This window comes from Serratia sp. OLAL2 (assembly GCF_002752475.1).
Classification (GTDB): Bacteria; Pseudomonadota; Gammaproteobacteria; order Enterobacterales; family Enterobacteriaceae; genus Serratia; species Serratia bockelmannii.
In genome coordinates this window covers 248,324-262,690 of record NZ_MSTL01000018.1, presented here as the reverse complement: position 1 = coordinate 262,690, position 14,367 = coordinate 248,324, and the positions used below count along the sequence as shown (strand labels likewise).

The 14,367-nt window shown below is 57.7% G+C and carries 12 protein-coding genes; 2 read left to right on the top strand and 10 right to left on the bottom strand.

The genetic code is table 11. The features are described from left to right. Window positions 1-10: 10 nt before the first annotated feature. From BVU99_RS14755 to BVU99_RS14730, 6 genes are all read right to left on the bottom strand, one after another. Window positions 11-1,510, bottom strand: coding sequence for a sugar ABC transporter ATP-binding protein (locus BVU99_RS14755; RefSeq protein WP_099817196.1), 1,500 nt, complete (start codon window positions 1,508-1,510; stop codon window positions 11-13). Window positions 1,511-1,519: 9 nt separating this feature from the next. Beyond that, a complete protein-coding gene (locus tag BVU99_RS14750; protein WP_060447745.1) occupies window positions 1,520-2,137 on the bottom strand; it encodes a DUF2291 domain-containing protein in 618 nt (205 codons plus the stop codon). Window positions 2,138-2,201: 64 nt separating this feature from the next. Further along, window positions 2,202-3,134, bottom strand: a complete 933-nt coding sequence (locus BVU99_RS14745) for a D-ribose ABC transporter substrate-binding protein (RefSeq protein WP_025303030.1) — start codon at window positions 3,132-3,134, stop codon at window positions 2,202-2,204. A 63-nt stretch (window positions 3,135-3,197) separates the two neighbouring features. Continuing rightward, window positions 3,198-3,998, bottom strand: a complete 801-nt coding sequence (locus BVU99_RS14740) for a GolD/DthD family dehydrogenase (RefSeq protein WP_025303031.1) — start codon at window positions 3,996-3,998, stop codon at window positions 3,198-3,200. A gap of 9 nt (window positions 3,999-4,007) precedes the next feature. Beyond that, complete coding sequence (locus tag BVU99_RS14735; protein WP_025303032.1) at window positions 4,008-4,913, bottom strand: transketolase C-terminal domain-containing protein; 906 nt, start codon at window positions 4,911-4,913, stop codon at window positions 4,008-4,010. A gap of 2 nt (window positions 4,914-4,915) precedes the next feature. Continuing rightward, window positions 4,916-5,719, bottom strand: a complete 804-nt coding sequence (locus BVU99_RS14730) for a transketolase (RefSeq protein ID WP_099817195.1) — start codon at window positions 5,717-5,719, stop codon at window positions 4,916-4,918. A 398-nt stretch (window positions 5,720-6,117) separates the two neighbouring features. Between BVU99_RS14730 and BVU99_RS14725 the strand changes: the two genes are divergently transcribed. Beyond that, window positions 6,118-6,912, top strand: coding sequence for a DeoR/GlpR family DNA-binding transcription regulator (locus BVU99_RS14725; RefSeq protein ID WP_025303034.1), 795 nt, complete (start codon window positions 6,118-6,120; stop codon window positions 6,910-6,912). A gap of 22 nt (window positions 6,913-6,934) precedes the next feature. On the opposite strand, the gene pgpB is transcribed toward BVU99_RS14725, so the two are convergent. Continuing rightward, window positions 6,935-7,696: a phosphatidylglycerophosphatase B gene (gene pgpB / locus BVU99_RS14720; RefSeq protein ID WP_049295738.1), complete on the bottom strand. Its 762-nt coding sequence runs from the start codon at window positions 7,694-7,696 to the stop codon at window positions 6,935-6,937. A gap of 279 nt (window positions 7,697-7,975) precedes the next feature. Here pgpB and ribA point away from each other — a divergent pair, with 279 nt between their 5' ends. Next, the gene (gene ribA / locus BVU99_RS14715; protein ID WP_025303036.1) at window positions 7,976-8,569 is read left to right on the top strand and encodes a GTP cyclohydrolase II; all 594 of its coding nucleotides are present in this window, start codon (window positions 7,976-7,978) and stop codon (window positions 8,567-8,569) included. A gap of 56 nt (window positions 8,570-8,625) precedes the next feature. Here ribA and acnA read toward each other — a convergent pair whose 3' ends face one another. The 3 genes from acnA to tssI form a co-directional block, all read right to left on the bottom strand. After that, a complete protein-coding gene (acnA, locus tag BVU99_RS14710; RefSeq protein WP_049207441.1) occupies window positions 8,626-11,298 on the bottom strand; it encodes an aconitate hydratase AcnA in 2,673 nt (890 codons plus the stop codon). Between the two features lie 218 nt (window positions 11,299-11,516). Further along, on the bottom strand, window positions 11,517-11,912 hold the full coding sequence (locus tag BVU99_RS14705) for a hypothetical protein (RefSeq protein WP_043142513.1): 396 nt from the start codon (window positions 11,910-11,912) through the stop codon (window positions 11,517-11,519). A gap of 17 nt (window positions 11,913-11,929) precedes the next feature. After that, on the bottom strand, window positions 11,930-14,239 hold the full coding sequence (gene tssI / locus BVU99_RS14700) for a type VI secretion system tip protein TssI/VgrG (RefSeq protein WP_099817194.1): 2,310 nt from the start codon (window positions 14,237-14,239) through the stop codon (window positions 11,930-11,932). Between the last annotated feature and the right edge of the window lie 128 nt (window positions 14,240-14,367).

Sequence of the window (14,367 nt, the reverse complement as noted above, 5' to 3'; positions counted from 1 at the left end):
TGCCTTATCCTTATGCATGAGGGGTTGAGGCGCGGATCAGCGTTTCGCGATCGGCCCGTTCACGCGGCAGATCGGCCGTCAGCTGCCCGTCCGCCATCACCATCACCCGGTCGGCCAGTGAGACCACCTCATCCAGCTCCGATGAAGAGAACATCACCGCCAACCCCTGGCGCGCCATCGCGCCAATCAGGTGGTAAACGTCCGTTTTGGCACCGACGTCAATTCCGCGCGTCGGCTCATCAAGAAACACCACCTGCGGCCCGGTCAGCAGCGCCTTGCCCAACACCACTTTCTGCTGATTGCCGCCGCTCAGGCTGGTAATTGGCAGCTCCCGGTCACTGACCTTGATCGCCAGTTTTTCGATCATGCCATCGACCAACGTACACTCCCCGGCCGACGCCAACGGCCGTAGCGCATTACGTCCCAGGCTGGCCAGGGTCATGTTGGCCTTGATCGACATCATCTGCACCAACCCCTCCGCCTGCCTGTCTTCCGGCACCAGCGCCATGCCCAACGCCATGCGTTGACGGAATCCCAGCCGCTCCACGCTTTTGCCGTTGAGCAAAATGCGACCTGCCGTCTGGCGCATCACGCCGTTGAGCACTTTGAACAGTTCGGTACGGCCGGCCCCCAGCAGGCCATAAATGCCGATCACTTCCCCTTTGCGCAGTGAAAAACTGACGTCGTTAAGGCAATAGCCGCCGTTTTCACGCGGCAGCGTCAGCTGTTCGACCTTCAACACTTCATCCCCTTGTTCTGCCGCGCAATAATCAAAGTGCTTGCTCTTTTCCCCCACCATCTTTTCGATGATCCACGGAATGCTGACGTTACTGACCGGTTCGGCGGCAACAAAACGCCCGTCGCGAAACACCGTGATGCGATCGCCAATCTCCATCAGCTCTTCCAGTCGGTGAGAAATGTAGATGATGGTGACGCCGCGTTTTTTCAGATCGGCGATCACCCGAAACAGCGTGCGCACTTCGGCCTGACTCAGCGCCGACGTCGGCTCATCCATGATCAGCACCCGGGTGTCCTTCGCCAGGGCACGGGCAATTTCAACCAGCTGCTGATGACCGATACCGAGGCTGCCCAACGGCGTATGCGGATCGATATCCAACTCCAGCCGCTGCAGCAAGGATTTGGCCAGCTGATACTGGTAGTCCACATTGATACGGCCGCGCTGGAAGAACTCGTTGGCCATAAAAATGTTGTCCATGACCGACATGTTGGGGAACAGGTTCAGCTCCTGAAAAATAATGCTGATCCCGAGCCGCTCCGCCTGCTGCGTGGAGGTTAACGTCACCGCTTTCCCCTCCAGCTCGATAGTGCCGGAGGACGGGGTTTCCACCCCCGCCAGCAGCTTCATCATGGTCGACTTGCCGGCGCCATTCTCGCCGATCAGCACGTTGACCTGGTTGCGAAACACTTGATAACACACGCTATCCAACGCGGTGACGCCCGGATAGAGACGCGAAACGTTGCGCGTTTGAATAATGATCGGATCGCTCATCACGCCCCCTTAAGGTTGAATGCGCACCGGCGTGATCAACAGCGGCTCGGCAGGTGCCTGCCAGCTGCTGAATACGCCATACACGGTAATGTGGTCACCCACCTTGGGCTGGGATCCGGCCAGTTCGTCGATCGAAGCCTGGTTAATCGCCCTGGCAAAATCGCCGAACAGCGCTTGGTCATTGAAATCGCTGTAGCTCAGGCCGCGATAGCTGTCGCGTAACGCCGTACCGCGGTAGACCGGCCCGATCTGCACCTCCACGCTGCTGAGCGGCGCATCGGTCAGTGCGAGCGTTAATTTTCCGCTGCGCGAGCGGGTGTTGACCGCCGCAACTTCACCGCTGACCTTAACGTTGAAGTAACAAGGAAACTCCGGTTGAGCACGGTACCCCAGCAGGCCGCAAGCGCTGTCAAAATCCTTGGCCTGGGCGATCCGGGCGATCAGCTCGCCCAGCGGCTGCGCCGTTTTGACCACTTGCGGGGCGATTTTGCTGCGGTAAATCTCCGCTGCCTGCGCCACATGTGGATTCACCGGGGAGCGAAGCTCCGCCAGCTTTTTCTCCGAGACGATACGGCAACCGCTCAACGCCAGGACGACGATGAGGGTCAACGCAATGCGCATCGACATAACAACACCTCCGATCGCACCCCGCCGCCAGGACGGGGTGGTGAAAGACGCCGCTCAGCGCGGGTTACGGTTTGAAGTTGAAGTCACTGACCCGTTGCGCATTGTCTTTGCCGATCAGGATGCCGCGGAACATCACGCGTTCCTTGCCGGTATAGCTGCCGGATTGGAAATAGCCGTCGAGGATTTCAACGCCCTGCGCAGCGATAGCCTGCGCCTGCAACATCACGCTGGCGTAGAGGTTGCCGTTGAGAATGGCGTCACGTTCATCGTTGCTGCCGTCGATGCCCACCACGGTGACATCCTGCCGGCCAGCGGCTTTCAGCGCCGCCACTGCGCCCAGCGCCACCGGTCCGTTGCCGCAGATCACACCTTTGATGTCCGGATGCGCCTGCAAAATGCTGTCCATGATGCGTTTCCCCTCCAGCAGATTACCCTTGGCATCCTGACGCGCCACGCTGACCATCTCAGGATATTGGTCGATCACGTTGTGGAACGACTGCGAACGCGTAACGCAGTTATTGTCCGCCAGGTTGCAGGTCAGCTCGGCGTATTTGCCGGTTTCCCCCATTTTTTCCACAAACTGGTTGGCGACGTCCGAGCCGGCCTGGAAGTTGTTATGGGTGATCTGCGCCAACGCCACGCCATCGACCGGGATCTCGCGGTTGATCAGCACCACTGGAATGCCGGCGTTTTTCGCCTGCTGTACGGCGGCGACGCTGGCCTGGGAATCGGCGTTATCCAAAATGATGCCCTGAACCTTACGGCCGATAACCAGGCTGATGAGCTCTCCCTGGCGCTTAACGTCTTCGCCGTGCGACAGCACCAGCGTCTGATAGCCGAGAGACTTGGCTTTGGCTTCGGCCCCCTTGGCTTCCGCGGAGTAATAAGGGTTGTCCAATGAGTTGACGAGGATGGCGATCGTGCCCTTTTCCGCCGCCATGGCAGAGGTGAAGGCAAAACCGGTGAGCAGGGTGAGGTAAGTGGCTATTTTTCTCATGATGGTGTTCTCTTATCGTTGTGTTGAACATCGTCTGGTGTTGGCGATCGCTGCGGTTGCCGCTTACCAAATGGTAAAACCGCCGTCGATCATCAGGTCCGCGCCGGTAATCATGTCGCTGCCGTTGCTGGCAAAAAACAGGATCGCCGCCGCGATTTCATCGGTATAAGCAAAACGCCCCAGTGGGATCAGCTTTTTCATCGCCTCGCCCTTTTCGCCTCGCCAGGCTTTCTCTCCCATAGGCGTCAGCACCACGGTGGGCGATAACGTATTGACGGTGATGCCGTGCGGCGCCCACTCTTTGGCCATCACCTTGGTCATGCCTAGCAGCCCCGCCTTGGCGGAGGTGTAAGCACAGTGATCGTCAATGGCGATGGAAGCCGCCTGCGACGCGATGTTGATGATTTTCCCGCCGTGACCGGCGGTTATCGCGCGGCGCGCCAGTTCTTGTGAGCATAGGAAAGGCCCGGTGAGATTGACCGCCAGATGGCGCTGCCACTCCTCGAGCGTGACTTCTGTCGCCGGCTGCAAATTAACGTAGCCGGCGCAGTTGACCAGGATATCGAGCCGGCCAAAGCGCCGCTCAGCCGCGTTGAAGGCGGCAGCCACCGAGTCGGGTTCGGTCACGTCGCACACCTGACAGAACACCTGTTCATCGCCCAACTCTCGCAGCGCTGCCGCGGCCTTGTCTTGTTCAAAGGCCGGATACATCAACACCAGGCGCGCGCCCTTTTCCAACAGCAGGCGATTGGCTGCCATCGCGATGCCGCCCAAACCGCCGGTGATTACCGCAACCTTCCCTGCCAGCGACATCCGGCTATCGACACCGTAGCGTAAATTAACGTCGTATTCGTTCCGCTCCATCGCATCCCCCTATTGCGTTAACTGTGCGTGCAATCCTGCCGTATCTATGGCGTATTGCCGCCGCAGCGCCGCCCGGCTGCTGCTGTGGGTAAATTCGTAAGCCGGCACGCCCAGCGCGGTAAACGGCCGCGGCAGTTGATGCCGCAGCAACAATTCACCGATGATGGTGCCTAAACCACCGCTGAGCGCATGCTCCTCCATAGTCAGCACCTGGCGGTGCGAGCGCATCAACGCCACCACCGCCTCCTCATTGAGCGGCCAGAGCGAAGGGAGAGAGACAATGGTCGGGTTATCGCCCAATGCCAGCACCTTCATCGCCTCATGAGCCACCGTGCCCAAACAGAACACCAGGTTATCTTCCCCCTGGTGCAACACCTCCGGCTCTCCCGGACGGAATTGGTAATCCGCGTTCAACACCGGCAGCTTGTCACTGTCCATACGGATATAGGCCGGACCGGGTTGCGCGATGACATGACGGACAATCTCTGCCGCTTGCCTTGCATCCGCCGGCGCATAGACGCTGAGATTGCCCAACGTACGGGCGATGGCGATATCGTTCATGCAGTGGTGCGTCGCGCCCAGTGGCCCGTAACCAAATCCGGCATTCAGGCCAAGCATTTTCACGTTGGTCTCCGTGTAGCAAACATCGTTTTTCATCTGTTCGTTTGAACGAGCGAACAGGAAAGGTGCCGCGTTGGCGGTAAAGACCGTACGGCCGCTGAGCGCCATGCCGGCAGCCATGCCAACCATGTTCTGTTCGGCGATACCGACGTTCACTACCCGCTCCGGATAAGCCTGCTCAAAGGGCGCGATTTTTGACGTGGACGTGGAATCCGCCACCATCACGCTCAGATCCGCACCCGCCCGTTGCTGTTCGATCAACACCGTCACAACGGCATCGCGTAAATCCTGCATGTTTACCCCTCCAGTTCCGCCAGCGCCTGCGCCAGCTGTTGTTCGTCCGGTACCGCGTGATGCCAGGCGGCAACGTTAGCCATAAACGACACACCGTGCCCCTTTTCGGTATTGGCCAAAATCACTCGCGGCTTGTCCTGGCTCGGGCGTTGGATCGCCGCCACCAGCGCCGCCGGATCGTGGCCGTCACATTCCAGAGTTTCAAAGCCGAAAGCGCGCCATTTTTCCGCCAACGGTTCCAGCGGCATGATGGCCTCTGTCTTTCCCGCCAGTTGCAGCCGGTTGCGATCGACGATGGCAATCAGGTTATCCAGCTTAAATTTGCTGGCCGCCATCACCGCCTCCCAATTGGAACCCTCTGCCAGTTCGCCGTCGCCCAGCAGTACGAAAGCGCGGCGATGCGCACGCCCCGCCAGCTTGTTGCCCAGCGCCAGCCCCACGGCGATCGGCAGCCCATGCCCCAAACCGCCAGAGTTGATCTCCACCAGCTCCGGCAGCTTCTGCCGCACCGGATGCCCGGCCAACAAGGTGTCGTCGCCCATGAACTGATCGAGCACCGCTGGATCCAGCAAGCCCATCGCCGCGCAACTGCAATAGAAACCGCCGGCGCCATGCCCTTTAGACAAAATGAACCGATCCTGATCGGGCCGGGCATTGCTGCGATCCATCACTGCCATATACAAAGTGCAGATGATGTCGATTTCCGACAGATCGGCGCCGGTATGACCCTTGCCTGCCTTATGGTTCATGGTCACCACATATCGGCGCGCCTGGCGTGCCGTGTTTTTAATCGCCTGAAAGTCCATCGTCACCTCTACTTAAGCGCCCTGATTATCGTTATCGCATCAAAAGCGATCCGTTAACCCATTATTGATTTTCGAATGGAAATCATATGCAGCAAAAACGATAATTAATGTGGGCAAGATCAAATTTCAAGCAAAAGCGCTTACCAGACAACACCCATGCCGATAAAAACCAATAAATAACAACATGATAAAAATCACCCAGCTGCTTTGATTTAGTTTTTACCGTTGATTTGATCGGACGCCAATGATTTTCGAATAAAAATCAATACTGCTTAGCCGGGTTTATCCGTGGCTTTATCAATAATCGCGAGCTAAAATTCAACGCATCAATAAGGAGTTGCCGTAGCAAACCGCGCGGCGGGAACTGACAGGTACTGATAGGTGCAGGAGTCTTTCGATTGAAAAGCAAAAGCGAACAGCTGGCGGAAATGCAGCAACGGCGCGAAAAGATCCTCGACATGATCCGCGAAGACGGCTCGGCGACGGTCAAAATGCTTACCGATACCTTCAAGCTGACCGAGGCGACCATTCGTACCGATCTGCGCGTCCTGCAGCAGCAAGGCTATGTGCAGCGCTTCCACGGTGGTGCAACTCTGGTTGATGGCAAGCAAAATACTCATGCCATGCTGCTGGAACGCCAGGTTAACCTGACCGCCAAAGATCGCATCGGCAAGCTCGCCGCCGGTTTTATCGAGCCCGGCGACACCATCATTCTTGATTCAGGCACCACCACCACGGCTATCGCCAATCACCTGAATCACATAAAGAAACTGTCCGTTATCACCACCGGCGTCAATATTGCACTGCAGCTGGGCGGCGAACCGGGTGTGAATATTTTGCTGACCGGGGGCTCATTCAAATTCCCCACGCTCTCCACCTCCGGGGACAAAGCCGCCAGCTTCTTCGAAAACGTGCTGGCGCAAAAGCTGTTCCTCGCGACGGCCTGCATCTCGCCCCGCCACGGGCTCAGTTTCCCAAGCGAAACCGACATCAAACTGAAAATGGCGATGATCAATGCAGCCAACACGGTGTATGTGGTGGCCGACTCAAGCAAGATCGATAAGGTTTCAATGTTTGCGCTGCCTTGTGACTGGCAGCATATCGACTATTTGATTACCGACAACGGAATTGGCGATTCCGCACTGCAGGCATTTGAAAAGGTAGGCGTTAAGGTCTTGGTGGCAGGCGCCTGAACGGCGCCTGTGAAAGAAGTGATTATTCCGGCTTGCGCGCCGCGATTTCCTGCTGCTCTTGCGGCGGCGGCGTCAGCGGACCGAACCAACGCTGCGCCAGCCAGCAGGTGATCACCACCAGCAACCAACTGATCAACGTGGCCATTGCCAGATCGCGCGGCCAGTGCATGCCCAGCAGCAGACGGCTGCCCATCACACCCGTTGCCCACACCATCAGCAGCGCGACAGTTTTATAATGGCGGCGCGGCCACAGCAGCCCTACGCCCAACAGTGCCCAGGTGGCGGCGAACATCGTATGCCCCGACGGGAAAGCGAAGCCGGTTTCAAACTGCCAGTGCTTGCGCAGCCAGTTCGGCACCAGCGTCTGGTCTTGCAACTGCTCGCGCACCAGCGCGCTGCGCTCTTTGCGGTGCAGCGAATAGAAATATTTTCCGTCCACACCGTGGGTTTGCTCGAGCCATACCACAAACGGTCGCGGTTCTTGCACCCGATCCTTGATCAACGATTTGACCCCCTGCCCAATCACCAACGCGGCGGAAAGCAGGATTGCCAGACCGATGGCCGCCTTCAACCGAAAGCGCAGGCACCACAAAAACCAGCCGCAAAGGATAGCGCTGGTCAGAATACCCCACGGCGAGGTCACGGTTTCGGTCACCCAGTACAGCGCTTTGAGCAGCCGATCATTGCCGCCAGGCTGCCAGTGCCAGCCGGATGCCCATACTATCAGCGGCATCAACAGCAGCAGCAGCGCGCCGCCCGCCGTACGTTTCGCTATCTCATACATTCCCGTTTTCCTCTGCGTGAATCAGTCTGCAGTGTAACAAGAGTGCAATATTGATAACACGCGAAAAATTAAACAGATAGGCAACCTATCGCAATAATAGGTGGTCAGAAAACGCCATCTGCTGGTTTGCTGAGCACCGCCCGGCAAGAAGTTGTGGCAAAATAGCCGATAATTAACGAAATAGAGATCGGCGTAGCACGTTTTAGTCTTGGTCAATTCACTGAACCGGACTTAGGATGCGCGACAATGATTGAATCGTAGGTTTTTGTGGAGAATGACATGCAGCTTAAACGGGTGGCAGAGGCTAAACTGCCGACACCTTGGGGCGATTTCCTGATGGTAGGATTCGAAGAACTAGCGACCGGGCATGACCATCTGGCACTGGTATTCGGTGATATTTCCGGCGAAGTGCCGGTACTCGCACGCGTGCATTCCGAATGTCTGACCGGTGACGCCTTATTCAGCCTGCGCTGCGACTGTGGTTTTCAACTCGAAGCCGCACTGGAACAGATCGCCGAAGAAGGCCGCGGCATCCTGCTTTATCATCGCCAGGAGGGCCGCAATATCGGCCTGTTGAACAAGATCCGCGCCTACGCCCTGCAGGATAAGGGCGCAGACACCGTGGAAGCCAACCATCAGCTCGGCTTCGCCGCCGACGAGCGCGACTTCACCCTGTGCGCCGATATGTTCAAACTGCTGGGCGTCGACGCGGTGCGATTGCTGACCAACAACCCGAAAAAGGTCGAGATCCTGACCGAAGCCGGTATCAATATCAGCGAGCGCGTGCCGCTGATCGTCGGCCGCAATCCGAAGAACGAACGCTATCTGGCCACCAAGGCCGCCAAAATGGGCCATTTGCTCGACCAGAAGTGATCGCTACCGCGGTGGAAACAATCAGGGCGCCTCGCGGCGCCCTTTTTATTGCTTAATTACAGCATTTTCCTGATCACATAGTGCAGGATACCGTCGTTTTCGTAGTAGGTCAGCTCATTGCCGGTATCGATGCGGCAACGGGTGTCGACCACTTCCTTGCGCCCGTCGGCATAGGTGATATGCACCGGCACCGTCTGGCCCGGCTGCAGCTGTTGCAGGCCGCCAACGCTGATCTGCTCATCCCCGGTCAGCCCCAGCGTTTTGCGCGTCACCCCCTGCGGGAACTCCAGCGGTAAAATCCCCATGCCAATCAGGTTGGAGCGGTGAATGCGCTCGAAGGATTCGGCTATCACCACCCGCACGCCCAGCAGACGCGGCCCCTTCGCCGCCCAGTCGCGGCTGGAGCCGGAACCGTACTCTTTACCGGCGATCACCGCCAGCGGCACTTTCTCCTGCTGGTACTGCATGGCGGCGTCGTAGATAGACAGCTGCTGTTGCGACGGAATATGGCGGGTATAGCCGCCTTCGACGCCCGGCACCATTTCGTTGCGAATGCGGATGTTGGCGAAGGTGCCGCGCATCATCACTTCGTGGTTGCCGCGGCGTGAACCGTAGGAGTTAAAATCCTGCGGCGCCACGCCGTGCTCGCTCAGATAACGCCCCGCCGGGCTGTCGCGCTTGATGTTACCCGCCGGCGAGATGTGGTCGGTGGTCACCGAGTCGGCCAGAATCGCCAGAATGCGCGCGTCCTTGATGTCCTGCACCGGATCCGGCTTCACCTTCATGGTGCTGAAGAACGGAGGATGGCGGATATAGGTAGAATCCTCCTGCCATTGATAGGTCGCCGAACCGGTCACCTGGATCGCCTGCCAGTTGGCGTCGCCGTCGAACACTTCACCATATTCCTTGTGGAACATCTCGGTGCGCACTTCTTCCACCGCCTGAGCGATGTCCTGGCTGCTCGGCCAGATGTCCTTTAAATAGACCGGCTGACCGTCATTACCCTCGCCCAGCGGCTCTTTGGTCAGATCGATCTTCATGCTGCCCGCCAGCGCATAAGCCACTACCAGCGGCGGCGAGGCCAGCCAGTTGGTTTTCACCAGCGGGTGGATGCGCCCTTCGAAGTTACGGTTGCCCGACAGCACCGCGCCCACGGTCAGATCGCCCTCTTTGATCGCCTGCTCGATGGGATCCGGCAGCGGCCCGGAGTTGCCGATACAGGTGGTACAGCCATATCCCACCAGGTTGAACCCCAGCTCTTCCAGATAGGCGGTGAGTTTGGCACTGTCAAAGTAGTCGGTCACCACTTTGGAACCCGGCGCCAGCGAGGTTTTTACCCAGGGTTTGCTGCGTAGCCCTTTCTTGACGGCGTTTTTCGCCAGCAGGCCGGCCGCCATCATGACGCTCGGGTTGGAGGTGTTGGTGCAGGAGGTGATCGCCGCAATCACTACCGCGCCGTCGCGCAGTTCGTGCTGCTGCCCGTCCAGCGTAAAGGTTTTGCTGTCTGTCTTGGCCTTGTGGCCGCCGATATCCAGCTCGGTCGCGGCCGTGAACGCCTGCGGCACATTCGGCAGCGCGACGCGGTCCTGCGGGCGCTTTGGCCCGGCGAGGCTGGCTTCCACGGTTGACATGTCCAGCGCCAGTGAGCTGGTGAAGACCGGTTCATCACCCGGGTTGCGCCACATGCCCTGCGCTTTGGCGTAGGCTTCCACCAGCGCGATTTGTTCGGCGCTGCGGCCGCTGAGCTTCATATAGCCGAGCGTAACGTCATCCACCGGGAAGAAACCGCAGGTGGCGCCGAACTCCGGCGACATATTGGCGATGGTTGCCCGGTCCGCCAGCGGCAGATCGGCCAGCCCATCGCCGTAAAACTCGACGAACTTGCCGACCACGCCATGCTTACGCAGCATTTGAGTCACCGTCAGCACCAGGTCAGTGGCGGTAATGCCCTCGCGGAGCTTGCCGGTCAGCTTGAAGCCGACCACGTCCGGGATCAGCATCGACACCGGCTGGCCCAGCATCGCCGCTTCCGCTTCGATGCCGCCGACGCCCCAGCCGAGAATGCCCAGGCCGTTGATCATGGTGGTGTGGGAATCGGTGCCCACCAGCGTATCCGGATAAGCCACGCGGCGGCCGCTTTCGTCGCTGTGCCAGACCGTTTGGCCGAGGTATTCGAGGTTGACCTGGTGACAGATGCCGGTGCCCGGCGGCACCACGCGGAAGCGGTTGAAGGCTTTCTGCCCCCAGCGCAGGAAGGTGTAGCGCTCGTGGTTGCGCTGCATTTCGATACGCACGTTGTCTTCGAAGGCGTTATCGTCGCCAAATTCATCGACGGTAACCGAGTGGTCAATCACCAGATCCACCGGCGACAGCGGATTCACCTGGTCGACGTTGCCGCCCAGTCGCCGTACCGCTTCGCGCATCGCGGCCAGATCCACCACCGCCGGAACGCCGGTAAAATCCTGCATCAGCACGCGCGCCGGACGATAGGCGATCTCACGGTCAGCATGGCCGGTTTGCAGCCAGGCGACGATGGCCTTGAGGTCGTCAACCTGCACGGTATCGCCATCCACATGGCGCAGCAGGTTCTCCAACAGCACTTTCATTGATTTCGGCAACCGATCGATATCACCCAGCTGCTTCGCCGCCAGCGGCAGACTGTAGTAGTAATATTCGCTATTCAGCGCAACCAGCTTATCCAGACTTGTTTCACGAAGATCGGACGACATAGCTCCTCCATTTCTTATTGTGACTAAAACAGGGTAATCAGTGAGGTCTTGTTTAAAGATACCACAAAGATAAGTTAACGTTTTGATAACAACACGATTTGATCACAACGATAGGCGGGAACAATCAGCGGGAAGGAAGTGCGAGCCCAGCCAAGGGGTTAGGCAATACGCCAACAAAAACGCCGCAACGATGCGGCGCTTTGGCAGGGAAAGGTTAGCTACAACAGCTCAGCGGGGAAATCCATCTCCACAACCGCCAGCTGATTCTTACGCCCCTTCTTTACCTTGATGTCCATCCCTTTGCGCAGTAGATGCATCTGGCCTGGTTGAACCAGGGCCTTGGCAGTGTGGAGTCGGGTGTCGCCCGGGAGATAAAAATCAACGTCAAAGAAAAAGTCATTGCCATATCGAGTGTTGGTTTGCCGACAGGATTCGAGGTGTGAGGCGATAATTTCACCTTGCCAGCTGTCCTTGTTGAGATAGTTTTTAACTGCAGACATCTCGGTCGAGTTACCGCCGTTGTTTTTAAAAATACAGTAAAAGAAAATGCCCATCACGACAGGGGTGGCGATCCCCGCATACAGGAAGTACTTCGACATATCAGCCAGAGACATAAGCGTGCTGCTCCATTTTATGTAATTATAAACAACGAGTTATTCGTTACATTCAGCGTTCTGTTGCTGATATTGGTCACCTCGACATTCACCACCACCCCGTTCGTTTCCGTTTTGAACGCCGTCTTTGAAAACTCTTTCAGCTTATAAGAATTGGATAGCCCCGTCAGGCCGTTGGACACGCCAACGATGCTGCTGGCTATCGCCGATGCCGATACGCTATTACCGGTAATGCTTTCACTGAAGGCAGTCACGGTCAGGCTGTGCAGCTTGGGATTGAACACGGACTCCGGCGCTTCGAGGCTGATCTTTTCGCCGCTGACAATTTTGATCTGATGCGGGCTGTAAATCGTAATGGTTCCCGCGTTGACGTTTTGCGTCCAGTCGCCGCTATTGATATTGGTGGTAACGCCGTCTTTGATCGTTTCGTTGACGCCGCCCTTGATCTCGCTGGTAACGCCCCCCGTGATGTTCTCTTTATGGCCGCCAGCGCCGATCGTAACGTCCCGCCCTTTATCCAGGGTCTCAGTCAGTTTGCCGGAGACATGGTGGCTTTCATTCCCGTCGATATCGCTGGTACGGTCGCCTTTGATCGTTACCTTGTCACCGCCGTCCTTAATGTCGAACGTCCGCCCTGCCTTGATCTCCGTAGCGACACCGCCATTAAAATAGCCGGTTTCTTTTCTATCCACCGTGGTGGTGCGCTGGCTCTTGTAATGGAAGGTGGCATTGCCCGTCACTTCGTCTTGCTGTTGCTTGAGGATAGTTGTCGACCGGTTACCGTCAATATTGACCTGCTGGTCATTTTCCACCGAAACCTTCATATCCTTTTCGGAGTGCAGTTCCACGGCCTCGCTGCCCACCTTATCTTCGAAAAACAGATAGCTGGCATTGTCCCGGCTTCCGTCCTTACTGCGAGTCATAAAGCCCATTTGCGTAGCCGCCGCCGGCAACACCCACGGTGGCATGCTCGCTTCATTGTAGACGCGCCCGGTGACAATCGGCCGATCCGGATCGCCATTGATAAAGTCCACCACCACTTCATCACCGACGCGCGGTATCTGTACCGAACCGAACCCTTGCCCCGCCCAGGCACTCGAGACCCTCACCCAGCACGAACTGGTATCATCCCCTTTGGCGCGGCGATCCCAGTGAAACTTCACTTTTATCCGGCCGTATTTGTCCGTCCAGATATTCTCGCCGACGGGCCCCACCACCTTGGCCGTTTGCGGGCCATAGGTGCGCGGCCACGGCGTCACCGTCAGCGGACGAAAGACGGTAGCAGCCGGGATAACCGTAAAGTCGATGCGATGAATCGTCTCTCCTTCTTCGCCGCTGGCGTAGCGGTTCTCGGAGAGCGTATAATCGGCGGCCGTCGTCAGGTATTCGCCGTTATCGCTGAAAAACGGGGCGTTGATCAGGGTAAAGGTATAGCCCGGCGCGATTCCGATCGCCGTTGCTGTGCCATGTACCTGCTGATGTTCCACCTGCCAGCGTTCCTGGCGCACGCGTGCGTAGAATTCTCCATCGGCGTGCTCGACATAGCGGCCCGGCCAATCGTAGACGTCGATGCTGCCCGGCATCGGCGAGGCCGGGTTTTGGCGAGCCTGGAACAGCCAGGCGTTCGGTTTGCGAAAGTCATAGTCGTCCAAACCGTAAATGCCCGGCGTTACGCTGTCTTCCGGTGCCCATTGGCCGATGCCCTGCTCGAGGGTGCTGCCGCCAGACGGAGTCTGATGGTAAGGAATCGTCTCGTAGCCGCTAAACGGCTGATACTGCCCTGCCGCATCCGTCAGCACCAGCGTGTGGCGGCCCGCCTCATGGCGAAAATGGTAAACAATACCCTCCAGCTCCATGAGGCGGCTGATAAAATCGAGACTGCTCTCCTGATACTGAACACAGTAATCCCACACCCGATAGCGACCGGTGAGTTTATCCTCTACGTTAACCTGATATTCGCTGAGCAAAGCATGCACCGTTTGCGGCACCGTCTGGCCCTGGAAGATGCGCAGATTGCGATCCCGCTTCATCGGCCATAGATCCGATTCCACCGTCAGCGTATACACAGCATAACGCGTGCCACTTAATTCGACGGCACTGACGGCAACGCGGGTCACTTTGCCATTGATATGGCGATCCGCTGACAGCAGTCCCGTCGGTAGATTCACCGTGACCGGTTGCCCCAACAGCTCGCTGCGATTAATGCGGGCATCCCGTCCCAGCAAGGTCAGCGTAAGCGCAAACGGCTCGGACAAGGCCTCACGGCCCGCCAGCTTCCAAAAAAGCAGGCCCTCAACGGGCAATTGAACAGAGATACGGCTGGTCATGAGATAAGCGGCTCCGCTGGCAATTGGTTAGCATTACTTTAACTTCCGAGAGAAAAAAAACTCTTTGCCAGAACAAAAACACTTTGTTTTCAGATGATTCCTAACAAGGAAGACATAAGCTGTCTTAA